This is a genomic window from Dyadobacter psychrophilus, assembly GCF_900167945.1.
GTDB lineage: Bacteria > Bacteroidota > Bacteroidia > Cytophagales > Spirosomataceae > Dyadobacter > Dyadobacter psychrophilus.
On the sequence record NZ_FUZA01000001.1, the window covers coordinates 1532455 to 1557247 of the forward strand.

General features: G+C 42.0%; 20 protein-coding genes. 19 read left to right on the forward strand and 1 reads right to left on the reverse strand.

Annotation, left to right across the window (positions count from 1 at the left end; all coding sequences use genetic code 11):
• Window position 1 precedes the first annotated feature (1 nt).
• The 19 genes from pseC to B5X68_RS06605 all read left to right on the forward strand — a co-directional run bounded on the left by pseC (window position 2) and on the right by B5X68_RS06605 (window position 24343).
• Complete coding sequence (gene pseC / locus B5X68_RS06515) at window positions 2–1180, forward strand: UDP-4-amino-4,6-dideoxy-N-acetyl-beta-L-altrosamine transaminase (RefSeq protein WP_082213791.1); 1179 nt, start codon at window positions 2–4, stop codon at window positions 1178–1180.
• Window positions 1173–1862, forward strand: coding sequence for a pseudaminic acid cytidylyltransferase (gene pseF, locus B5X68_RS06520; protein WP_082213792.1), 690 nt, complete (start codon window positions 1173–1175; stop codon window positions 1860–1862). The genes pseC and pseF overlap by 8 nt, the downstream gene beginning before the upstream one ends.
• Complete coding sequence (pseG, locus tag B5X68_RS06525; protein WP_082213793.1) at window positions 1852–3303, forward strand: UDP-2,4-diacetamido-2,4,6-trideoxy-beta-L-altropyranose hydrolase; 1452 nt, start codon at window positions 1852–1854, stop codon at window positions 3301–3303. Before pseF ends, pseG begins: the two co-directional genes overlap by 11 nt.
• The gene (gene pseI / locus B5X68_RS06530; protein ID WP_310588617.1) at window positions 3281–4321 is read left to right on the forward strand and encodes a pseudaminic acid synthase; all 1041 of its coding nucleotides are present in this window, start codon (window positions 3281–3283) and stop codon (window positions 4319–4321) included. Before pseG ends, pseI begins: the two co-directional genes overlap by 23 nt.
• 41 nt (window positions 4322–4362) lie before the next feature.
• Window positions 4363–5199 (forward strand): phytanoyl-CoA dioxygenase family protein, encoded by an 837-nt coding sequence (locus B5X68_RS06535; protein WP_082213795.1) that lies wholly within the window; start codon window positions 4363–4365, stop codon window positions 5197–5199.
• 10 nt (window positions 5200–5209) lie between these two features.
• Complete coding sequence (locus tag B5X68_RS06540; protein WP_170916589.1) at window positions 5210–6511, forward strand: lipopolysaccharide biosynthesis protein; 1302 nt, start codon at window positions 5210–5212, stop codon at window positions 6509–6511.
• A gap of 25 nt (window positions 6512–6536) precedes the next feature.
• Window positions 6537–7580, forward strand: a complete 1044-nt coding sequence (locus tag B5X68_RS06545) for a hypothetical protein (RefSeq protein WP_082213797.1) — start codon at window positions 6537–6539, stop codon at window positions 7578–7580.
• 178 nt (window positions 7581–7758) lie between these two features.
• The gene (locus B5X68_RS06550) at window positions 7759–8883 is read left to right on the forward strand and encodes a hypothetical protein (RefSeq protein ID WP_141110198.1); all 1125 of its coding nucleotides are present in this window, start codon (window positions 7759–7761) and stop codon (window positions 8881–8883) included.
• Entirely contained in the window at window positions 8852–9970 is a 1119-nt protein-coding gene (locus B5X68_RS06555) for a glycosyltransferase (RefSeq protein ID WP_082213799.1), read from the forward strand. Before B5X68_RS06550 ends, B5X68_RS06555 begins: the two co-directional genes overlap by 32 nt.
• 141 nt (window positions 9971–10111) lie before the next feature.
• Window positions 10112–11425 (forward strand): right-handed parallel beta-helix repeat-containing protein, encoded by a 1314-nt coding sequence (locus B5X68_RS06560; protein ID WP_082213800.1) that lies wholly within the window; start codon window positions 10112–10114, stop codon window positions 11423–11425.
• Between the two features lie 38 nt (window positions 11426–11463).
• Entirely contained in the window at window positions 11464–12573 is a 1110-nt protein-coding gene (locus B5X68_RS06565; protein ID WP_082213801.1) for a glycosyltransferase, read from the forward strand.
• Window positions 12574–12774: 201 nt separating this feature from the next.
• On the forward strand, window positions 12775–14928 hold the full coding sequence (locus B5X68_RS06570; protein ID WP_212567976.1) for a glycosyl hydrolase family 28-related protein: 2154 nt from the start codon (window positions 12775–12777) through the stop codon (window positions 14926–14928).
• 100 nt (window positions 14929–15028) lie between these two features.
• On the forward strand, window positions 15029–16294 hold the full coding sequence (locus B5X68_RS06575) for a nucleotide sugar dehydrogenase (protein ID WP_082213803.1): 1266 nt from the start codon (window positions 15029–15031) through the stop codon (window positions 16292–16294).
• A gap of 65 nt (window positions 16295–16359) precedes the next feature.
• On the forward strand, window positions 16360–17352 hold the full coding sequence (locus tag B5X68_RS06580; protein ID WP_082213804.1) for an SDR family oxidoreductase: 993 nt from the start codon (window positions 16360–16362) through the stop codon (window positions 17350–17352).
• A 31-nt stretch (window positions 17353–17383) separates the two neighbouring features.
• Window positions 17384–18553 carry a glycosyltransferase family 4 protein gene (locus tag B5X68_RS06585; RefSeq protein WP_082213805.1) on the forward strand — a complete coding sequence of 390 codons (1170 nt, stop codon included), beginning with the start codon at window positions 17384–17386 and terminating at the stop codon, window positions 18551–18553.
• Between the two features lie 256 nt (window positions 18554–18809).
• Complete coding sequence (locus B5X68_RS06590; protein WP_082213806.1) at window positions 18810–19811, forward strand: sugar transferase; 1002 nt, start codon at window positions 18810–18812, stop codon at window positions 19809–19811.
• A 41-nt stretch (window positions 19812–19852) separates the two neighbouring features.
• Window positions 19853–21268, forward strand: a complete 1416-nt coding sequence (locus B5X68_RS06595; RefSeq protein ID WP_082213807.1) for a capsule assembly Wzi family protein — start codon at window positions 19853–19855, stop codon at window positions 21266–21268.
• A gap of 68 nt (window positions 21269–21336) precedes the next feature.
• Complete coding sequence (locus tag B5X68_RS06600; protein WP_229208306.1) at window positions 21337–22758, forward strand: capsule assembly Wzi family protein; 1422 nt, start codon at window positions 21337–21339, stop codon at window positions 22756–22758.
• A gap of 103 nt (window positions 22759–22861) precedes the next feature.
• The gene (locus tag B5X68_RS06605; RefSeq protein WP_229208307.1) at window positions 22862–24343 is read left to right on the forward strand and encodes a capsule assembly Wzi family protein; all 1482 of its coding nucleotides are present in this window, start codon (window positions 22862–22864) and stop codon (window positions 24341–24343) included.
• Window positions 24344–24369: 26 nt separating this feature from the next.
• Here the strand turns inward: B5X68_RS06605 and B5X68_RS06610 are convergent, their stop codons facing one another.
• Window positions 24370–24762 (reverse strand): HIT family protein, encoded by a 393-nt coding sequence (locus B5X68_RS06610; protein ID WP_082213810.1) that lies wholly within the window; start codon window positions 24760–24762, stop codon window positions 24370–24372.
• Window positions 24763–24793 lie beyond the last annotated feature (31 nt).

Consider the following 24793-nt stretch of genomic DNA (forward strand, 5'->3'; position numbering starts at 1 on the left):
AATGATACCGTACGGAAAGCAAAATATTACCGAGGAAGACATTAAAGTCGTAACCGAGGTATTAAAATCCGATTATCTTACCCAGGGTCCTAACATTCAGCAATTTGAAACTGCGTTCGCTGAATATGTGGGAGCGAAATACGCAGTTGCTGTGGCAAATGGCACCGCAGCCCTGCACTTGTGTACGCTTGCATTAGGCGTAAGTCCAGGTGACAAAGTGATAACTACCCCGATTACTTTTGCAGCTTCTGCCAACTGCATCCGTTATTGCGGAGGAGAAGTTGTATTTGCAGATATAGATCCATCAAGTTATCTGATCGATATTGATGCAGTACGCAACTTGCTGGAAAGTGCTCCAAAAGGGACATATAAAGGGATTATCCCTGTTGATTTTGCAGGCGCCGCTGTTAATCTGGAAGATTTCAAAAATCTGGCCGACGAATATGGCCTATGGATCATTGAAGACGCTTGCCATGCGCCGGGTGGTTTTTTTACAGATTCGGCAGGGAATAAACAGCTTTGCGGAAACAGCAACTTTGCGGACCTTGCCATTTTCAGTTTCCATCCCGTTAAGCATATTGCTTGTGGAGAAGGCGGAATGATTACAACCAATGATTTGGAGCTGTATCAAAAATTGCTTGCACTTAGAACACACGGCATTGTTAAATCCAATGATCTGTATGTAAACAGCATCGAGTTGGCTGGCGGATCGGAACAGTATCCGGGGTGGTATATGGAAATGCAAACTCTGGGTTATAATTACCGTTTAACCGATTTCCAGGCTGCTTTGGGCGTAAGTCAGCTAAAAAGAGCCGACGCCGGCCTTGAAAAACGCAGAGCAATTGCTGCAACTTATCAAGCTGGCTTTTCCGACAAAGCATTTGTATACGGACAAAGTGGCGTGGTAGAAGGCCATGCATATCACTTGTATATTATTGAAGTTGAAGATCGTTTAGGTTTATATAACCATTTGCGGGGAAAAGAGATTTTTGCACAGATACATTACATTCCTTGCCATTTGATGCCTTACTACCAAAGCTTAGGCTGGAAAACGGGCGATATGCCCAAGGCTGAGGCTTACTATCGTGGCTGTATCAGCCTGCCCATGTATCCAACGCTGACAGAAGAAGAACAGTCATTCGTGATTGACGCTGTTAACGATTACTATCATCATGGATAAGTTCTTAGCAATCATCCCGGCAAGGGGCGGCAGCAAACGTATTCCAAGAAAAAATATCAAGGATTTTCTGGGGAAACCGATTATCGCTTACGCTATCGAAACCGCTTTGAATTGTGGCTTATTCAGTGATGTAATGGTTTCAACGGATGATCCGGAAATTGCTGAAATTGCAAAAACCTATGGCGCATCTGTTCCATTTCTGAGAAGTCATACCAATTCCAATGATTTCGCTTCCACTGTTGACGTTATCAAAGAAGTGGAGAAAGAGTATGAGGCCCGATTTTCACTTGTATTCGATAAAATTTGCTGTATTTATCCTACTGCTCCATTAATTAAAACGGAGCATTTGAGTGCCGGGTTGTCATTGATGAGGGAATCTGACTTTGACTCTGTCTTTCCGGTTGTTCCTTTTTCTTATCCTATCTGGAGGGGATTGGAAGTGACGGATGGCAGAGTAAAAATGGTCTGGCCGGAAAATCAAAATGTAAGATCACAGGACCTGAAACCAGTTTACCATGATGCAGGTCAATGGTATTGGTACAATCCCTCAAAGATCACGAGCTCTCTTTTTACGTCAAATACAGCGTCGATAATTTTATCGGAAGAGGAAGTGCAGGATATAGATACGCCTTCGGATTGGTTGATGGCGGAAATGAAATACAAATTGCTTTATGAAAAGTAAACTATATATCAGAACGGATGGAAGTCCCGCCATTGGCCTCGGCCATCTCGTCAGGTGTATAGCGTTGGCCAAAATGCTGGATGACAGCTTTAACATTCATTTTGCATGTAAGCAAGTTCCGGGTAGTATCATTACCGAGATCGAGGATGCGGGTTTTGTCTTTCTTCTTCTCGAACATGACAACGATCTTTTATCTCTTTTGTCACCGGATGACTTGATCGTTATTGATAGCTATGAGATCGAAAGCGATTACCAAAAAGCAATAAAGGAAATTGGCTGCCAGCTAATTTCTATTGATGATCTGCATGAGAAGCCGACGTTTGCAGATTTGATTCTGAACCATACGCCCTGTGTTTCTCCTCAGGAATACGAAGCACGACCTTACACTCAATTTGCACTGGGTCCCTCCTACGCCTTGATTCGTCCGCCCTTTTTAGAGCTGGCCAGACAAAGCCGCCGACAAGCTGGTGATGGCTCCGTGCTGATTTGTTTTGGTGGCTCGGACAGCAGAAATTTGACAAAAGTAGCACTGAATGTGGTTTCGACATTCAGCCAGTTTAAAAATATATGTATCATAACCGGGGCTGCATACAGGCATCAGGAGTCGTTGGCTGATCTAGTGAACAAGCAAGCCAATGTTGTGCATTACCATAACATCCGTGCTGAGGAAATGGCGCAAAGAATGGCCGAAAGCGATCTTTGCATCGTTCCTGCAAGTGGGATTTTGACGGAAGCACTTACTTCGGGAGCAAAGATCATTTCCGGGATGTATGTTGATAACCAGCGGTTTGTCTTTGAAAACTATAAAAAGGCAAATGCTTTCATCAGCGCTGAAAATTTTTCAGAGGAAAATCTGTTTGCGGCAGTAAAAAATTACCTTTCCCAAGAGCATGTTAGTAATGCCCCGCTGGTCGATGGAAAATCTGGGGAACGCATTAAAAAACATTTCCAGCAACTGGCTAATGAGCAATTCTTTCAACTTCGCGGATTAACAAGCGAAGACGCAGAACTGACATATCAATGGGCCTCCGACCAGAAGGTCCGCCAATATTCCCTTAACAAAAGCACAATACAATTCAACGAGCACACGGCCTGGCTAGCCAGAAAATTGACGGATCCGAAATGTATATTTTATATTGCATTGTTTTGCGGGAAACCTGTCGGTTCGATCAGATTTGATTTGAGCGATCAAGAGGCGGTGATTAGCTATCTGCTGGATCCTGATTACCATGGTCAGGGTTTGGGCGCTGTGATGCTAAAAAAGGGAATTTTATCCCTCTGCGAAGTTACAGGGCACAAAATAACACAAGTCTCCGGGATTGTGATGCCCGAAAACATTTCGTCTTGTAAAACATTTGAACGATTTGGATTTGAGAAACAGGTTGAAGGTGAGAACTACAAATACACTATGAACATTCATGATGAAAATAGGAACATTTGAAATAGATAAGAACAGTCCTGTATTTATCATTGCAGAACTGTCGGCTAACCATAATGGCAGCCTTGAAACAGCGATAGAGACTATCAGGGCAGCCAAAAGAGCAGGTGCGGATTGCATAAAATTGCAGACCTATACAGCCGAAACGATTACTATTGACTCACGCCTGGATGATTTTCGCATCGGCGGGACGATTTGGGACGGTCAGTATCTTTTTGATTTATACAAGGAGGCATATACGCCCTGGGAGTGGCATGCGGAATTATTTCGTGTAGCAAAAGAAGAGGGGTTAATATGTTTTTCCTCTCCTTTCGACCCTACTGCCGTTGAATTTCTTGAAGAGCTGGATGTGCCTGCTTATAAGATTGCCTCGTTCGAAATTACCGATATCCCTTTGATTGAACTAGTAGCGTCGAAGGGCAAACCGGTCATTATTTCCACTGGAATAGCCACCGAAGAGGACATTCGACTTGCTCTGGACGCTTGTGCAAGACAGGGTAATGATCAGGTTGCCTTACTTAAATGCACATCGAGCTACCCGGCCCCGATTGCTGAGGCAAATATGGCTATGATCAAAGACTTTACAGAGCGTTTTGATGTCATAAGCGGTCTTTCTGACCACACCATCGGCAATACGGTTCCCGTTGTAGCCACAGTTCTTGGTGCAAAAATCATTGAAAAGCATTTTATTTTAGACAGGGCTATCGGAGGTCCGGACGCATCATTCTCGATGAACGAATCGGAATTCTCAGAAATGGTGAGGTTGGTGAGAGAGGCGGAGCAGGCGATCGGTGTTGTAGATTATAAATTGACGGAAAAGCAAGCAAAAGGAAAAGACTTTTCTCGATCTTTATATGTAGTTGAAGACATCGCGGCAGGAGAGCTGGTAACAGAATCAAACGTTCGCTCAATCCGCCCGGGCTTCGGTCTTCACCCAAAACATTTGAAAGACATCATCGGAAAGCCTGTTAAGGAGGATCTTAAGAAAGGGTCCCGGATGTCGCTGGATAAAATTACATAGCTATTATCGGTTTTTTATTCACCATAACAATTATCTCCACTATGCAACACATTCTAAATCTTACGGAAGAATTCAAAACAAACGGTTGGGCATTAATTAAAAATGTCTTCTCTAACAGCGAAATTGAAAAATATCGCGACATCGCAAATCAACTTAAAACTGACCACTACGACGGCGACCTTCTTGGTCATCCTTTGACCAGAGGCATTCTTTTCGATGATCGCATTCTAAAAGTTGTGAAACAATTGTTGGGAACGGATGAACTGGTATATTTCGGCGACTCTAGTTGTACGATTGCTAAGAAACCCGGAAATGCTCATTTTCATAAAGACAATCCTGATAAGATAAATGGTAACGGACCTGACTGGCAAGAAGAATATCCAGTAATTCGGTTAGGTATTTATCTTCAAAATCATGACAATTTTTCAGGTGCCTTAGCAATCAGAGATAAATCTCACAAAACGAATAATATCAAGACTGGAACTGCCTTTTACGTTGACAATCAAGTCGGAGATCTTAGTGTGTGGTATTTAACAACAACTCATGCAGGCTATTCAAAACGCTTGCGAATTGCTCCAAAATTATTTTTAAACACATCTCTTTACAGATTTGTACCGGATTCAATGTTCGTACCGGAAGAAAAATACCGAATTGCATATTTTATGACATTCGGCCGGAAAAGCCCCTTGCTTGATCGTTACCTACGTTATTTGAAAACCAGAGAGTACATGGTTCAAGGCTGGAAAAGATCCCAATACGACGATTCTTGCTTTACCTTTGCAAAGAGTAAGAATATTACATTAATCGATATGTACCCTCAGGTCAAGGACATTGACGAGAGCACATTAAATAAAGGTCATGTTGAGTTACCTAATTAGAAAGCCCATTTTGAGGAATAAGATTGGAAATTTAAAAAAACATCCACTTGTTAAAAATAGCGTACTCTATGTTATTACGGATGCTGTAAATAAGGCAGTGCCGTTTTTGATCCTTCCGTTACTCACTCATTATCTTTTACCGGGAGATTACGGAATAGTTGCCAATTATAATGTGTATATCAATTTATTGGTAATATTTATAGGTATCAATGTTCAGAGTATTATTTCAATAAATTTTTATAGAATTGATAAAGCGGAAATTGGAAAATACATTTTCAATATCCTATTTGTAATTGCTGCCACGCTCACAATATGTGGGCTGGTAGTACTTTTGTTCAATGAACAAATCAGGAGTTTCTTATCTGTTAGTATGACTTTCGTGATGAGCGGCCTCATTATTGCTACATCACAGGTATTAAGTGCAATCAATTTGATAATCTGGCGACTTGAAGAGCGTCCGTTGTATTTTGGAAGCTATCAGATTTCACAGACTGTTTGTGATGTTACGCTTTCCTTAATTCTGATTATCATGTTTCAGATGAGCTGGCAGGGAAGAATTATAGGAATTGGTGCAAGCTCAATACTGTATGCATTTTTAAGCGTTATAATACTTTGGAAACGGGGTTATCTGAACATTTCCTATAATCGACAATATATCAAAGACATTTTCACATTTTGTCTTCCACTGGTTCCTCATGCGATCAGCATCTGGGCCAGGGCAGGAGCTGATAGGCTTATTATATCAAATCTAGCAGGGGTTGCAGCAAGTGGCATTTATGCCGCAGGGTTCCAGTTTAGCCTGATCATTTCATTCTTGACATTAGCATTTAATAACGCCTTTACACCCTTCGTTTATAAGACACTATCAATCTCCGACCAAGGGGTTCTTGACGCAAAGAAGCAAAAATTGGTCAAGTTTACATATCTATACATTGCTTCGTTACTGCTACTTACATTCGTTGCATCTCTTGCTTCGGATTTGTTGATTGACAATTTCTTGTCAGAAAAATATAGTGATGCAAAAATGTATGTGGGCTGGGCTTTATTTTCACAAGCTTTTCAGGGAGTATATCTAATGTATGCAACATACATTTTTTATGTAAAGAGATCCGCATCGCTGGCAATTGTTACTTTTATGTGCTCCGCACTACAAGTCGCATCATCATATTACCTCGTAAGCAATATCGGACCACTGGGTGCTGCTTATTCGAACTTCGCAATCAGTCTGCTCAACTGTATTGTTGTGATGATTCTTAGTGCAAGAGTCTATCCAATGCCCTGGTTCAACTTTCGCGTTCTCCTGGCTAAGTAGCACTATACCAAACTCACTATACGCAATGATTAATGATTTAAAAAGACAGATTGTAATACAAGCCGAGAAAACGAAAATCTTCCGGAAAATATATTGTGCCCTCAAGAGATCCAAATCTGCCGACTTCCCTGAACAAGTAAAGTCACGGCAATCAACTGACATTTTTGATCTTCCAAAGCTGAGTGCCCCCCTGCCCTATTATCCTCAGTTTTATTTTGACGATTGTAACTATTACGGAATTCTTTTTCAGCTTTTACAATATAGTAAAATTGATATCACTGACAGCAATCTCCCTCTCCACGAAATCTACCTCGAACATGGGATAGTCATCGGAAATCTTGTTCGCGCAGATTCGGTTAATCTTGCGAAGAAGACATTGACTTACAGTGATTACAGGGCGCAATTCATTTTAGAAAAGACAGGTAAATTGCCTATGCTGATTGGCCCATACATTCACTATGCTGAGGGAATTCTTGATCAGGAAGCTTTATCAAAAATCAAAAAGAGCTTAGGCAGGGTTCTCCTGGTATTTCCAAGTCATTCCATCGGTGCAGTTGCTGCGGAATACGACAAGCATCAGTTTTGCCTGGAAATCGAGAAGCGAAAAGCCGGATATGATACCGTTCTGGTGTGTATGTACTGGAAAGACGCGCAGAATGGTGACCATGATTATTATCAAAAAATGGGTTACAAGCTTACGACCGCGGGGCACCGAGACGACCTGTATTTTTTGAACAGGTTGAAATCAATCATCTCACTTGCTGATATGGTTATCTCGAATAGCACGGGGACGCATATTGGGTACAGCCTTTTTCTGAACAAACCGAATTTCCTTTTCAAGCAAGACGTCACCCTGGTTTCAAAATCAAAAAGCGGTGATAACTTGTTGCGTAACCACTATCAAACCGAAGTGAAGAATACAAAAAACAAGGATAATCAACAGCTTTACGACACATTTAATGTTTTTGAAGAAAAGATTACTCCGGAACAATATGAGTTAGTAAGATATATTTGGGGTTTTGATTACGTTAGAACACCTGATGAATTGAAATCAATTTTACTTAACTAGTTCTTCATTGTGTATGAAAGTACCGGCACTACATATCTCTATCAAAAAGGATCTCAAAATTGATATCCGGAAATTGATATGTATCAACCTTGTGCTAATTGCATTTTTTGACTCATACCCAGTTTATAGCACCATTGTGCCGGTTCGTGTGTTTGTATATGGGTTGAAATTTCTCAATATGTATGCTCTTCTGGTGCTTTTGCTCAGGAACAGCTACAAAAACTATATTCTCGCTGCATTAATATTTCCTGTTTGGTGGGCCTATTATAATGAAAGCTCTCTGCTGATTTCAATTCAATTGTTATATTCTGGTATTCTGCCGGTTTTAACCTTTGCGCTACTGAGAGACGAGGAGCGATTTAAAGTAGCTCAATGGTATATAAAGCTATTTATCTCTTTACTGATAATCGGATTACCCATTTATCTGCTCATCAACCTATTTGATATTCCCCCGTTATTCTCTATTCAACGAGGTGAAGTGGGAAAAGGACGGATTTATGACAATTATCTGTTCTTTTATTGGAGCCGGGCAGGAGTGGAAAATCGGTTCAGCTCAGTTTTTGATGAGCCAGGCGTTGTCGGTACGATTATTCCCCTCATCATGTTTTACTATCGACGTATGTTAAGTCGTTTTGAATTCTGGGTATTGATTATATCCGGAGTGCTTTCTTTATCCCTCTTCTTCCTGATTGTTTTTTTACCTGTAATATATTTCTCTAACACTCGACTATTAAGAACAAAGCAGCTAGCCTTTCGCATTGCTTTTTCTACTGTGTTTATTTGTATTTCCTACGTGACCTTCGTTTTCGCAGCAAGGAGCACACAGGACGATCCAATATTGTCGCACAGGGTTTACAATCGTTTCGAATGGCAAAACGATTGGATTGTTGGTGTTGTGAATAACCGGGACACACGTATCAGAGGTTTTGAATCCATGTATCAGGGTTTCATTGATGAAAGCGACGCAGACCTGTATACGGGCCGTGGAAAGGATTATATGTTAAAAGTATACGGGGGATCGACACTATCATACCGGGTGTTTGTTCTGGAACGCGGGATACTCATCCTTGTTTATCTGACATTCCTATTCGCTTATTTTCATCCCTGGCGAAAGTATCTCATATTCAGCCTCATTTCTATGCTGATTTTAATGCTCGTATTTTTCCAGCGCCCCATGCTGTATTCACTTAATTACTTTTTATTGGTGTATGTTGGTTTGAAGCTGTTTGAAATGCAAGCGGAGAATAAGTCTGAAGAAATAGATCCAAATAATGAGAATAGTCCATATTATTCCGTCTCTTAGCCGAGGTGGGGCAGAAAGATTTGTTGTCGATTTATGCAACGAACTTGCCAATATCGAGGGTTCAGAGATATTTTTGATTTCATTAAAAGATAATGCAGCCCTCGATTCGTTTGTATCAGAAATAAGCGACCGGGTGACTTATACTTCATTTGGAAAAAAAGCAGGATTTGATCCCAAAGTTTTATGGGAAGTCGCTCAATGGATTTACCGGGTGAAGCCGGATGTTGTCAATACACATACCAGTTCGTTCGAGTATCTGAACATTAATGTTTTTTTCAATTTCCCGTCTGGCGTCAAAGTTTTTCATACAGTCCATAACAGGGCTGCTCAGGAATGTCCTAACAACGTCCTAAAAAAAATTCGCAGCTATTATTACAAAACAGGCAGCGTGGTGCCAATCACCATTTCCCGGGACGGAAGGGCCACATTCAGCGAATATTATGGCCTTAATAACGATCACTTAATTGTAAACGGCCGGCCGGAGCTACATGTGACCCCTGAATTGCCGGAGGTGAAAAGAAGATATCCGGCCCGTGAAGATGAATATTTATTGTTGAATGTAGGCCGGGTTGTGGAGGCGAAAAATCAGGCTATGCTGGTTCGATCTGTTCAGGCTTTTAACCGGCAGGTTTCTGACAAAAAATGCCGGCTGCTGATTATTGGGGACCTAAGAGAACAGCATGTTGCAAGTCAGCTCAGGGAACTTGTTAAAGCAGATCCGTTCATCGATCTGATTGGAGCAAAAGAAAATGTAGTGGATTATCTGTCCATCGCTGATGCTTTTTGCTTGTCAAGCCTTTATGAAGGAATGCCCATCTCCCTGATCGAAGCACTGTCTCTCGGCTGCATCCCCATATGCACCCCCGTTGGCGGTATCAAAGAGATGCTTACCGATAGCGTGAATGGCTTCCTCAGCAGCAACACAAGCGAGGAAGCATACCTGGATGCGATCCTGAACTTTCATCTATCTGATAATAAAGAAGATATAAAAGAAAATTGTGTTCAAACATTTGCCAAAAATTACCACATTCGCTCAACTGCTGAAAATTACTACGGCTTATACAGTCAAAAAATGATGTCAAAGTAGGGAAACTTGGCACGATTGTTATCCGTCCAAGTGTATCTAAAGGACACACTCCATTGCTGTCCAACGATGAACTTGAATGTTACCTGAAATCATATCAGGCAAATTCTGGTCTGTCGCATTTGAAAATTAAATACTCCATTTATGAAACTCTTAGCACTCTCGGCAACGCTTATCTTTCTGCAACTTTTAAACCTGGAAGCCTATTCTCAGCGGAAAGTCCTGTCCTACGATTCACTGAAGCATTCAAGCAGAGTTAGCAAAGCGATTATCCAATTAAATATCCAGAAAGATTTTGGCGCAATCCCAAACGACACAATCAATGATCATGCCGCATTCCAGGCCGCGTCTGAGTTCATTAACCGCAGGAAAGGAAATTGTGTATTGGTCATTCCTAAGGGAACTTACATTGTAGGTAAGCAAGAAAAATTGAAAAACCGGGACTACTTCTATCGCGGCACCGATGTCATACAAATTTTAAATGCGAAGAATGTTACTATTAGAGGTGAAGCCGGTGCCAAGCTGAAGTATGACGTCGGATTCAGGTTCGGCACGTTTGATCCGGCAGATGGGGCCAGTACAAACATCACCATGGACTGTACGCCAAAAACCAAAACGACATCCAACAAGCGGGCCGACCTGGGAAGATGTATCGTCATTGCAAGCAGCAGCAATGTGATTGTTGAGAATCTGGAACTGGACGGCAATTTCTACTCCGAAACCCTCAATAATATGAACAGTTATAATGTCAAATGCATGGGTAAGAAAAGCACAGCATTCGATCCGAAAAAGATTAACATTGGAGGTGGTTACGGCGATTGCGGTATCCAGCTGGCACATTACGGCGTGTTTGTCTCACATTCCGGTGACATTACGATCAAGAAAGTCACAGCGGAAAGATTTGGATTAGACGGCATACAGGTTGCCAATTCACATACAGCCCCTGATCAGAAAAATGTAAAAATTATAGATTGCAAGCTCGACTTTAACGCCCGGACCGGCCTGGCGCTGACTGGCGGCGATAAGATGGAAATTACCGGCACCTCCCTCACCAACACCGGCCGTTGTATGTATGCATCCACAGGAACAGGCGTAGACATTGAAGCTCAGATCGATGCAAAAAGAAAAGAAAAACTGGTGACCAATGTTAAGTTCACCAATTGCAAGTTCAGTAATAACAGCTCCGGAGAAATTCTGGCGAAATTTGGATTAGGCTCATCAAATATCACCTTTGAGGGTTGTGACATTAAGAGTTCAACCCGGGCGATCAATCTTGGAAGGAAAAATACAGGATACAAATTCGTTAATAACAGGATCAGCGGCACCAAAATCATTCTTTTGGAAGATAAAAAAATCGATATCAGGGATGAGGTTCAGTCCAAAAGCGCAAGAAGCATTAGTACATTGCGAACATCAAGTCCCGAGAATGTCTTTCGAAATAATGTATTGGTAGATTAAGTCGCTCCCTTTACGCGATAACCGTATAAAAAGCTTTAATGAAAGTATTAGTAATCACCAATGATATTTCACAGGGCGGCGGAGAAAAGCTCCTGGCCTCTTCTCTTCCGATTTTTAAAAAGAAAGGCATTGATATTTCCCTCCTGCTGCTTAATGCAAAAGGATCCGTACCCTCTTTTTTGTCGGATATCGAAAAATCCGGTATCACGATTCACGATCTTGGCATCAGTAGCTTTTATAATCCGTTGTGTGCCTGGAAAATCCGGGATTTTCTAAGGGAAAATTCCTACGACATTGTTCATGTCCACTTATTTCCTGCGCTTTATTGGGCAAGCTTGGCTGTCTCTTTAATGAAAGTCAAGCCGGTTTTAATCTTTACCGAGCACAGTAATCACAACAAAAGACGGGATAAAAAATATCTGCAAAAAATCGAGCAAGCCGCATACAGGCCCTACGCTGCCATTATCGCGATTACTGATAGCGTAAACGAAAAGTTAAGTGACTGGACTGGCCAGGGCAATAAAATCCGGACGATCAACAATGGTGTGGACCTCACAACCATTGCGAATGCCCCGAAACTTGACAGGACAGTTTTATGCACCCAGCTGAACATTCCATTAAACGCAAAGCTGATGTTAATGGCTGCCAGCTTCCGATATCCGAAAGATCAGGGAGCGGTCATTAAAGCTTGTGCAATTTTGGGAAAAGGTTACCACGTCCTGCTTGCAGGAGAAGGGGAATTAAAAGAAAAGACCCAGGCACTTGCGGTCGAATGCGGCGTAGAGAGTCAAGTTCATTACCTGGGCTTCCGGACGGATATTTCTTCACTGATGAAAACGGTGGATTTGAACATTCTCTCATCCGCATACGAGGGGATGTCTGGTGTTACATTGGAATCGCTTGCTGCCGCAGTTCCATTTCTTGGTTCAGATGTTGCCGGGATTTGTGAAATTGTACCTGATAAATCTTTTCTTTTTGCGCCCGGCGATGAGCAAGATTTAGCCGATAAGATTGCATCTATTTTTCAAAGTACCGACTTGCCCGAAAAGATGACTTCAATAGCTACTACATTTGTAAAGAAATTTGACATGGAATATATGGTTGATAAGTATATTCTTTTGTACGAAAAAACAATGCTACACCGCTAAAAGGCAACTTTCAAGTCCAGATTATTTATACCAAATCAAATTGTTTATAGTAGCAGTTCGTAAATATTCTACAAACAACATTGTTTATTGTTATTTTGCTAATTAAATTTGTTCTACAAATTTAGAAACTACTTCTAGGTTCGGACATTTTTAATCAAACATTGTAACATGACAACTTGTTTATCAAAAATTTTTTGTCTCGTGTTGGTTAGTATCCTAACACTTTCATCCGCACACACCATTGCAATTGACCCTATCCGTTTTTCAATAAGCACATCTGCAACAGAAGTTCTGGTTAACGAAGAGTTTGAGATCAAGATCAAGGCAGATCTTCTAAATATCCCTACCAATACAGTCTATGTTTTCGAAAGTGCCCGTGCATTCCGCTTAAAGGTTGTACTGCCCGAAGGATTCCGGCAAACAGGCGGTTCCTATAACGACTTCATTGAGGGCGAATTGAGTGGTAGCAAACCTTCCGCTTTCTATACAATCAAAGGAAAATTCGTCACTGCCGAAAGGGCCGGTGTTTTTCAGTTACTGAGAAGCCATAAATCCGCAAACAGTGCGAGCAACTTCGTTGAAGTCGACAGACTTTCGTTCGGTATGACTGAGGGCTTGCAGGAAGGGGCGGCCAATGCCCGCATCGCACTCGCAGGAACCATTTCATACGTTCCTTATCTTAGCATGTCAGCCCTGCGATCCATTACGGATACCGCCACCAGTGTTTTCATCACAGATCAGGGCGGAGCTGGAATTTTCAAGCATAACCCATCCTCGACCAAAGCAGATGATGGTGCCCTCACAATCATTACGTCGGGAAAAAGATATGAACGCGTTTATTCAGGCCCGGTAAATGTAGAGTGGTTTGGAGTAGTAGGCGATGGAGCAACCGATAACACTGCGGCGTTACAGGCAATGCTGGACAGAGCAGATATCAGCAGCATCTATTTTCCAAAACCCGCTGTATCATATCGGATTAAGAGATTAAATCTCCGCTCTAACAAAACGATCACTTTGGACGAGGGGACGGTGATTGAGGGCCTTGGCACATTGGGTGCGGAGGAAAGAATGATCATGATGAACAATGTGCAAAACATCTCCATCAAAGGAACCAATGTTGTATTTAAAGATCAAAAGGCAAAATATACCACTGGAGAACAGCGGCATATTTTTGCAATGCTGGGCGTGACCAATGTTACAATAGAAGGAGTTGCTGCGAACAATAGTGGTGGCGACGGATTTTACATCGGTGCGAGCTCCACTCAAAAATACTCGGAAAATGTAAAACTGCTCAATGTAAGCGCCGACAATAACAGAAGGCAAGGTCTTTCAATTGTTTCCGGTAAGAACATTGAGGTAGTTAGTTCGGTGTTTTCTAATTCAAATGGCACTGCTCCAAACGCGGGAATTGACATTGAACCCAACAATCCTGACGAATTTCTGGAAGGCATCCGCATCACAAATCCGACCACAAGAAACAACGCCGGGCCCGGCATAGTGATCCTTATTGATGATTTTAAGGGGACAAATCGCGTGGTAGACATTACCATTACCAATCACAATGATGACGGCAGCGTGTATGGGGCTTATGTTTCCAGGGCGACAGGTGCTATTGCCGGAACCATCACATTTCAAAATCCGGTCTGGAAAAATAATCGCCATAATGGCTTCTGCGCCAGCAATTACAGTTCAAATGCCTGTACGGTTCAAGTTAATGATCCCACGGTGATCGATTGCAATGTAGCTGGTTCAACGCACGCGGTCTTCGGCTCTGCGTTACTGGTGTATCGCGAAGCCAGCGCAATAGGAGACGCAAATGTTGGAAATGTTCATATTATCCGGCCCAAGGTCCACGATACAAGAAGCGTTAGAAAGATTGTCTCTGCATTTGCATTTGAAGACATTTCCAAAAAAGGAACCGTTAAAAATTGCAGCCTTATAGACCCGGTGACGCTGGAAGGTCTTGATGTCTTAAAATATGTACACTTTGCTGTTTTAGACAATTTTGCATTGTCCGACAAGCACGAGAAGCTGACTTTTGACATTGCTCAACTTAACAGAACGCTAACTTATGGTTTTTACAAAAGGATATTCCATAACGCAACTTCAACCGGAACAAGAACTATTTCACTAAATGGTTTGCCTGCTAACTATCCTGAAATAACTTTTGAAGTGCGTAACGGACAGATCCTACGACTGATACCGACCATAAATGACAACATCCTTCCAATATCGGTTAATAAAGGAAAGTACATTCAAAGTAATGTGGTAGGTAATAAGATCACCTTGCGCAAAACCACCACAAATTCCTGGCAGGTAAAGGAAATGATAGGAACCTGGACAGTGCAGCCTTGACGCACTTTTAAGTCGGCATTAAACATTTTTACATCAAAGGCAACCGATTTTTCCGCGTATCAACTATTTTTGTCAATTATTGACAATTATAACAGACTATATGCACCTAGAAAATAAGTCAATTTGTGTAATCGGCCTTGGTTACGTGGGCCTGCCTCTTGCAGTTGAATTTGGTAAAATTTTTGAAACAATAGGGCTTGACATTGATCAGCAAAGAATTAATGAACTGATTAATCATTTTGATCGAACACTTGAAGTTGATTCGGACGGTTTAAAAGCTGCTGCTAAATTGAGGTTTACCTCAGATCCGGACAACATTAAGCAAGCCTCCATCTTTATCATCACAGTCCCTACCCCGGTTGATCAATTCAATAATCCTGATCTTACTCCAGTCAGGAAGGCTACGGAAACTGTTGCGCGTAATTTAAAAGTTGGTGACATTGTCATCTATGAATCAACCGTTTACCCTGGCGTTACGGAAGATTACTGCGTTCCGATCCTGGAAAAGATTTCCGGGTTGACATTTAACCAGGATTTTTTCTGCGGTTATTCTCCGGAAAGGATCAATCCCGGCGACAAGCATCACACTTTGACGAAAATCAGAAAGGTGACTTCTGGATCGACTCCTGAGATTGCAGAAGAAGTAAATAACTTGTACGGCGCTATCATCACGGCCGGTACATTTAAAGCTTCGAGCATCAAGGTGGCCGAGTCCGCCAAAGTGATCGAAAATGCACAGCGTGACATCAACATTGCCTTTGTTAACGAGCTCGCAAAAATTTTCAACCTGCTAAAAATCGACACCAGCGAAGTGCTAGAAGCAGCGGGAACGAAGTGGAATTTTCTCCCGTTCAAACCGGGACTGGTAGGCGGGCACTGCATTGGTGTTGACCCTTTTTATCTGGCGCAAAAGGCCAAGGAAGTAGGTTATCATCCGGAGATCATTCTGGCTGGTCGCCGGTTAAATGACTCAATGGGTCCGTATGTTGCCACCCAGTTTATCAAACTGCTCATACAAAGTGAACGTAAAATAAAAGGCCAGGATGTGCTGGTCCTTGGGATTACTTTCAAGGAAAACTGCCCTGATATTCGTAATAGCAGAGTTATTGACATTATCAGGGAACTGGAATCTTATGAAATGAATGTTCATGTTTATGATCCCTGGGCCGACAAAAAGGAGGTTCAGCACGAATATGGGATTACATTAATCGATAATCTGGAAGAAATCGAAAAATACCAGGGCATTATCGCAGCCGTTGGTCATGATCAGTTGCTCGATCTTCAAATACCCTCAGGAGAAAATGGCCCTATCGTTTACGATGTAAAAGGAATATTTCCAAAAGAAAAAATGTACGCCAGGCTGTAATTCCATGCCTGCTCATTATAAATTGCAATTGCTTTCTCAGTACACAATTCGTCGTTTTGTATCCCATGACTTTCAATAAATATCATCAGCAGGATATCTCATCCTCCAAGTTTTTAATTACAGGAGGTGCCGGTTTTATCGGCTCAAATCTTGTCGCTTATCTTGTTCAATATCAAGCTGCCAAGATTGTTGTCCTCGATAATTTGTCAACCGGTTATCTGGAGAACATTGCTGAATTTATAGAAAGGGGTGAAGTTCAATTTATTGAAGGGGACATTCGCGATTACAAAACCTGCACAGAGGCCATGCAAGGAATTGATTTTGTTTTGCACGAAGCAGCACTTGGATCGGTGCCGAGAAGTATCAATGATCCAATTACAACCAATGATGTCAATATCAGCGGCTTTCTGAATGTATTGCAAGCAGCCAAAGAAGCCGGAGTAAAACGAATGGTGTATGCAGCTTCATCGTCCACTTATGGCGACAGCCCTACGCTGCCAAAACAGGAAGCTGTCATAGGAAATCCGTTATCGCCTTACGCGGTCACCAAATATGTGAACGAACTTTACGCGGATGTGTATTCCCGTACATATCAATTCCATAGTATCGGTTTGAGGTATTTCAATGTTTTTGGGCCTAAACAAAATGTTAATGGGCCTTACGCCGCAGTGATTCCGCTATTTATTACTCAAATTTTAAATGGTGAAACACCTGTAATCAATGGAGATGGACTTACTTCCAGAGACTTCACATTCGTATCAAATGTAGTTCAGGCAAACATTAAGGCGCTGCTTACGGACAATATTGTAAAGCACGAAGTCTTTAATGTCGCTTGCAACGAGCAAACTTCGCTGACAGAACTTGTATCTGCCATTACCGAGAATTTAGGCAGCTCGCTGGAACCTGTTTATAAGCCCGAACGAAAAGGGGACGTAAAGCATAGCCTTGCAGATATCTCAAAAGCCAGCAATCAATTGCATTATCAACCTGAGATTTTATTTAAAGATGGCTTGAAGGAAACCATCACGTATTTTCAGGAATTAATTGGCGCGTCCTGATAATTTTTGGATGTAACAGCAGCACACCTAGATGAACAAAATCAAATTACTTAGAATAACCACCGAAACTTATTCGCTACGTATACTACTCAAAGGACAATTGAGATATATGTCGGAAAACGGGATGGATGTATACATGTCCAGCACGCCCGACAAGCATGTTCCGGAGATGGTGGAAAGTCAGAAAGCGCACTTTTATCCACTCCAGCTTTCCAGAGAGCTGACGCCGTTTAAAGATTTGGCTGCCTTGTTCAAGGCCATTCGGCTGATCAGAAAAATTAAGCCGCATGTTGTCCACACACATTCACCCAAGGCTGGAATTATTGGAATGCTGGCAGCATACATCTGCAATGTTCCTCTTAAAATGCACACCGTTGCCGGCTTACCGCTGATGGAAGTGACAGGCCCAAAAAGGAAACTGCTCAACTTTGTAGAGTCTCTGACTTATTGGTGCGCAGACTGGGTATTACCTAACTCTCAGGAGCTTAAACAATTCATCCTGGACAACAATCTGAGTTCGGATAAATCAAAAGTGAGCGTAGTGGGAAATGGCAGCAGCAATGGTATCGACCTGGATTATTTCGCTGTAAATGCAAAATTACTGGCAGAAAGCAGGGATTTCAGAAAACAGCACGGCATTCAAGAGCACGACACAGTTCTGGCCTTTATGGGCCGGCTTGCCAATTATAAAGGAGTTAATGAGTTAGTAAAAGCGTTTCAAATTCTCGAAAAGCGTCATCAAAATCTCAAACTCATACTGATTGGCGCGCCTGAGGATTTGAATCCCTTAGAGGAAACAACTGATAGTGAAATCATTAATAACAAATCTATCATCGCGGTCGGACACCAAAATGATGTGCGAAAGTTTCTGGCCGCTTCCGACATCTTCGTATTTCCAAGTTACAGAGAAGGTTTTCCCCAGGCACTTTTACAAGCGAGCGCTATGGGCATTCCATGCATAGCAAGCAACATTAACGGCTGCAATGAAATGATCGAGGATGGAAAAACCGGAATTCTCATACAGCCCAAAAGCGTTGAAGCGATTGTTGAAGCTTGCGAAAAACTGATAGGAAACCGGCAGGCAAGCGAAAAGATGGGGATGTTAGCGCAACAATTTGTTCTCAAGAATTTTGAACAGCAACAATTATGGAAAGCGATACACACATTTTACAATGCACATTTATCCCCGCATAAGTCTTGAAAAAAAATTAAAAAATAATAACTTGCACACCAGTATAAATCAATCACACTTATCTTTTATAGAATACTTAACGACATCCTCCCCTTCCATAATTTGCCCAATTCATTGTTTTGCATTGGTTCGGATTATCGGCCTTAAAATAGTTGAAACGCACCGAAGGTTCACTATAACAAGCTAAATGTTTCAAATTAAGAAATTTTAGGTTATAATTGCATTCTTTTTGCACACGCTCTTAATTTACTATTGCCGCACACATATGGATCAAACTTCTGTTTCTAATCGAAAGTACGTACATCGATTGTTAAGCAAAAACGCTTCTACCGATGAAATTCTGATTATCACAAGTTATGACTATTTTCTTCAGAAATACGACCTCAAGCTTCTGCGAGGGATTTACAGGGAGATTATTTTAGTTCCGCATACCGCAGACGATGACTATCTGATCAATTATACGGTACGGCCTTTGCTGGACAAATTTGAAAAAGTCCATCTTGTCACAAATCCACATTACGACAAGCGAAACAAAGTAATTTACGAGTTGGTTATTCGTAAAAACAAGTCGATACGGATCACAACGGTTTACGACTTTTGCGAGAAAAACTTAAAGAAGGTTTACATTCCTGACGACATTTCTGAACTTAATCCGAATATTACGGACATGCCGGCTTTCGGCAAAAGAGTCAGGTATCCTAAAAAGATTATTGACGTCTCAGTCTCTATCATCCTTTTCACGCTGACCCTCCCGCTCTGGATTTTAAGTTATTTCCGGATCAAGTTTCAGTCTCCTGGTCCTGTTTTCTATTATCAGGAACGGGTTGGTATGGATAACAAATCATTCAAATGTATCAAGTTTCGTTCTATGGCATTGGATGCAGAATCCAATGGGGCAACTTTCTCCAAGAAAAACGATTCGAGAACATTTTCGTACGGATCATTTATGAGAATGAGCCGGATTGACGAGCTTCCACAGATTATCAATATATTCAAGAGAGATCTGTCACTCATAGGCCCAAGGCCGGAAAGACAGGTTTTTACAGAAACCTTCGACGAACTGATTCCTTACTATAATAGCAGGCATGCTATCAAACCCGGAATTACAGGTTATGCTCAGGTTATGTATTCCTACGGAGCAGGCGTTTTCGATGCGCGCCATAAGCTGATGTACGATCTTTATTACATCAAAAACTGGTCATTGTATCTGGAATTGAAAATTATCCTGCTTACAGCCGTTGTAATTTTCGGCAAGAGAGGTCGCTAGATTAATTCCCGGATTTGTTTTTCGCAGTTAAAAAGTTCTGCATGAGGAATTTATTCTTAATGCTGCTACTTTATGTAGCAACGCAAGCAGGCGGTTTCTCTCAAGATTCAACTTTACACTATTCTGCGGAAATTAAAGGCGCCCTGGCTTCAACACAAACACCATACTTATTTCACACAAATACGTATGGTGTAATCCCAACAAGCGGTTCGTTTGCGCTCGCTCAGGCAAGTTTCCATAAGCTTTATAACCAGCACAATCCCCGCTTTTTTCAATGGTCAGCGGGAGCAGAGTTTGTAGCGAGGGCAAACAAATCATCCTCGGTATTCTTTACTGACCTTTTTCTTGCGGCCAAAGCTGGCCCGGTAGAGGTTAGCATTGGACAACGCAAAGAGTTTTATGGGCTGGGTGACAGTTTATTAACCACCGGGAGTGTTGCAATATCTTCCAATGCGAGACCCTACCTTAAAATTCAGATCTCAACGCCCCACTTCGTCAACATTATTCCGGGGAACGACATTATCTCATTCAAGTTTTCCTATTCTGATGGTTTGTTTGGACCGGCAAAATCAATTTACGGAAACAGGATAACCGTGCCTGAAACATATCTTCACCAAAAATCCATTTACCTTAAACTCGGGAAGAAGAGCCACATTCTAAATCTTTTTGCAGGATTTAACCACCAGGTAATGTGGGGTGGGGAAGATAAGATTTTCTCAGGTGGGCTCAAACGCTCCGAAGCCTATGGTTATGTCGTCCTTGGTAAGCCCTGGGCGGCCAGCAGGGTAGGAAATCACTTTGGTACGATTGATGTCGGAGTACAATTACAAGGAAAAAGCTGGACAACTTTCTTATACCGCCAAAGTATTTACGAAGACGGCTCGATAGCCAACGTTTCCAACATCACCGACGGACTTAACGGGCTGAGGTTTAAGAGAAACACCCGTCAATATGACAGTTTTCGTTTAAATACAATACTGCTGGAATACGTGTACACAAAATACCAGGGTGGAGACGTTTTTGACTTTGTAACAGGCACCTTTGGCCGTGATAATTACTTCAATCATTACGTTTACAGTCAAGGTTGGTCATATAAGGGCAGAACGCTCGGCACGCCACTAATTGCTCCTCAACATCTGATGAGAGGCGAATTGAGAAGTTCGCCAAACCTTTTTACAGCAAATAATCGCCTTATCGCACTTCATGCCGGAATAGACGGCTCGATTAACAAAGTCACATTTCTGTTGAAAGCAAGCCACTCCATTAATTCAGGGACATATAACAGGCCGTTTAGCGGTTCGCTCAACCAGACGTCTTTGCTCGCACGCACTGAAATACCCTTGACATTTATGAACGAAAGCCATTTGAACCTGTCTTTAGGCACGGATTTTGGACATTTTTACCCAAACAACACTGCTATTTTGATAGGATGGAGAAAATCCGGTTTTATCAGATAACTTTGGGAAATCAACTCAGTCCCTTAATGAGTAATTTTTACATTTAAATGCCGGTCCCAATCTCTCAGATGCGAGTCTGCCTTTTTGCCGTAATTATCTGTCTCGCGTTAAATGCTCACGCCCAAGACTCAACTGTTTACTATCGAGCCAGCCTGATGTTGTCTGGCGCAACGGATCAAACTCCCTTCTGGGCACATGCAAACCAGAACGGTAACATTCCAATGGATGGGAATTTTGGCCTTGTTAATGCAGGTGTATACAAAATTTATAATCCGCACAATCCAAGGACTTTCCAATGGAGCGCTGGCATTCAGGGGATTGCGAGTTATGGTAAAACGGGAAAAGTATTTCTATCGGACGCTTACATAGCCGGAAAAGTAGGCAAACTGGAAATCCTGGCTGGTCAAAAAAGCAATGTGGTTGGACTTATGGACACTACCATGACATCCGGTTCAATGTCCGTTGCCGGAAACTCCCGGCCATTTCCCCGAATACAAATATCAATTCCGGAATATCTTCCGCTGTATGTTACGAAAAATCTTGTGTCACTGAAGTTTTCTTATTCAGAAGGCTATCTGGGAAACAGCAGACTTAATTACGGAGTCGAAAGGGAAGTTTCATATACATATTTCCACCAGAAATCTTTGTACTTCCGCTTCGGAAAACCCACTGACCGCTTGAATGTTTACCTGGGAGCCAATCATCAGGCAGTTTGGGGTGGACAGGAAAAAATTACTCCACTCTATAATCTGGACCCCCTGAAAGCCTATTGGTATACAATTTCCGGTAAAACTTTGAAATACAATAAGGTTGGCAATCATTTCGGAACTGTTGACATCGGAGCAGAATGGCGGGGAAAAACATGGTCTTACTTTGTTTACAGACAAAACATTTACGAGACAGGCTCACTTTTCAGCATTATCAATTTAGATGATGGCTTGAACGGGATCAGGGTAAAGAGAATAAGACCTTTGCCCGCGGGATCATCCCGTTTCGCATTTCAGAGTTTTCTATTGGAAGCTGTTGGCACTAATAGTCAGACAAACAAATCGCCGTTGTCGGGCCTGGCAATTTATGAGAAAGGGAATTATTACAATAGTTACATTTATGAACGCGGGTGGTCGTATTTCAACAGGGGAATTGGCACGCCACTGGCTCCGTCGTCTCGCATTACACGTGGATCTCTGCCCGTCAATGCTTCGGAATTTACTAATAATAACCGTTTCTGGGCGTTTCATACTGGTATTACGGCTTCCTGGCTTAAAACGTATTTTGGCTTGAAAGGCACTTTTTCAAGAAATTCTGGCTCTCTATTGAGTCCTTTTGACTCTATGAAAGAGCAAGTTTCTTTATCGTTTACTGCGGAAAGAAACCTTAAATTATTAAACGGTTGTAGTGTTTTTACCAATATTACATCTGATTTTGGCCAACTTTACCCTGATTCACATGGCTTGATCATTGGTTTAAGGAAAAGTGGATTTTTGGATTAGGATCGCTTTTTGCTATTCCTAATATGTCCAATATGAATAGCAAAAAGTTATACTTATTTTTGTCAGATGTCACAGTATACACATTACGAAAAAGCTTGAGGGTATGCCTATGAAAATCTTTCCGATCCTACTATTTCTGCTTTGTGTTTCATTAGCCGGTTTTTCTCAATCGGAGGAGTCTGGCCAGGTGACCGAATATGCGGATTCTACTAATAATTTTATTGAGATAGCAGGTTTTGGAAGCACCAATACGCACACTCCATTCTGGATCCAGGCCAATCAATTTGGCACTGTGCCGCTCGACGTTCCAGCCGGAACAGCGCGTATCTCCCTTGAAAACTATTGGCCTCTTTCTTCCAATTGGCGTGCCGGAGTTGGTGTTGAAGCGGTCGGGAATTTTAACGAAAACAAAAAATTGCTCATACCGCAACTGCATGCGACATTGAGATACAAAAACTGGGAACTTTTTGTAGGAAGAAAAAAACAATATGTCGGCCTTGCCGACTCCACATTGGGCACGGGCTCTTATGCCTGGTCAGGAAATGCCCTGCCAATACCCAAGATATCCATTGGAACAAACGGCTTTGTGGCCGTTCCGTTTACAAAAGGGTGGATTTCATTCAATGCGTTTTATTCAGACGGACTTTTTGAGAAAGGCAGGCCCGTAACCAGCGGTCTCAAATTTCATCAAAAGGCCTTCTATGCTCGGATAGGAAAAGTTAATTCAAAACTTAAATTGTATGGTGGGTTCAACCATCAAGTGCAATGGGGCGGGAAAACAAAATATTTAATCAAAGATCCAGAGAGTGGGAAATTACCGGATGGCTTCGCTAATTACGTTTACGCCGTTTTTGGAACGATAGGAGGAACTGGAAACGATATTTCCCATTTTGACAGCACTAACCGCGTAGGGAACCATTTAGGCTCGTTAGATTTAGCAATTGAAGTTGAGACCTACGGGAGCACCATTTATTTGTACCGGCAGTTCATTTACGAAGATGGCTCCCTATTTTATATGGAAGGCATAAAGGATGGATTGACGGGCCTTCGTATCAAAAGGAAGAATTCATACGGAGCTAACTTCGAAATAACCGAAGGCGTTTTGGAAATGCTTTTCACCAAGGATCAAGGCGGCGACCAGTTTGAGCTGGGGAATGGTAAGAAACGTGGTAATGATAATTATTTCAACAATCAACAAATTCGCGACGGATGGTCCTACCACGATCGCACCATAGGAACGCCATTTATCCCTCCTACTTCACAGACAAATTGGAAATGGCCAAATTACGCCGACAATTTCACCAGTAACAATCGTGTGCTGGTCTGGCACGTGGGTTTAAGGGGAACACTATTCCGAAAGGTGCAATGGCATACAAAAATGTCTTTTTCCAGCAATTCGGGATCATACAGAGAACGTTTTGTAGGTTCTCCAAAACAATTCTCTGGTCTTATCGGAGCTCAAACGGATGTTAATGTTCTCGGAGGAATGACTATTAAAGGATCTTATGCAAGCGATATCGGGGATTTATATCGCAAAACCCACGGGTTTATGCTGGCAATCAGAAAAGATTTTTCCTTTAATTGATCGACTCCTATAAGATTCCAGACTGCCTACTGAATTTCAGCCCTGATCTTCGCAGCCAGCGCAGCCAGTTCATCCTGAGAAGTCTTTATCTTTTTTGAGAAATCTGCATCTGCCATGCTGTTCAAAGGCAGCAGGTGAATGTGTGTATGCGGCACTTCTAATCCAATTACCGTCAGACCAATACGCAAGCACGGAACAACTTTTTGCAAAGCAGGGACAATGCTTCTGGCAAAAAGAAAAAGGTCTGAATACGCCTTTTCTTCGAGGTCAAAAATGTAGTCAATTTCTCGCTTGGGAATAACTAATGTGTGCCCTGCTGTAATAGGAAATGCGTCCAGAAATGCCAGAAAATCATCATTCTCGGCAATTTTATGACTGGGAATTTCACCTTTTACAATTTTTGAAAATATAGATGCCATCAGATTATCAATTAAATATCGTTGTGCTGAA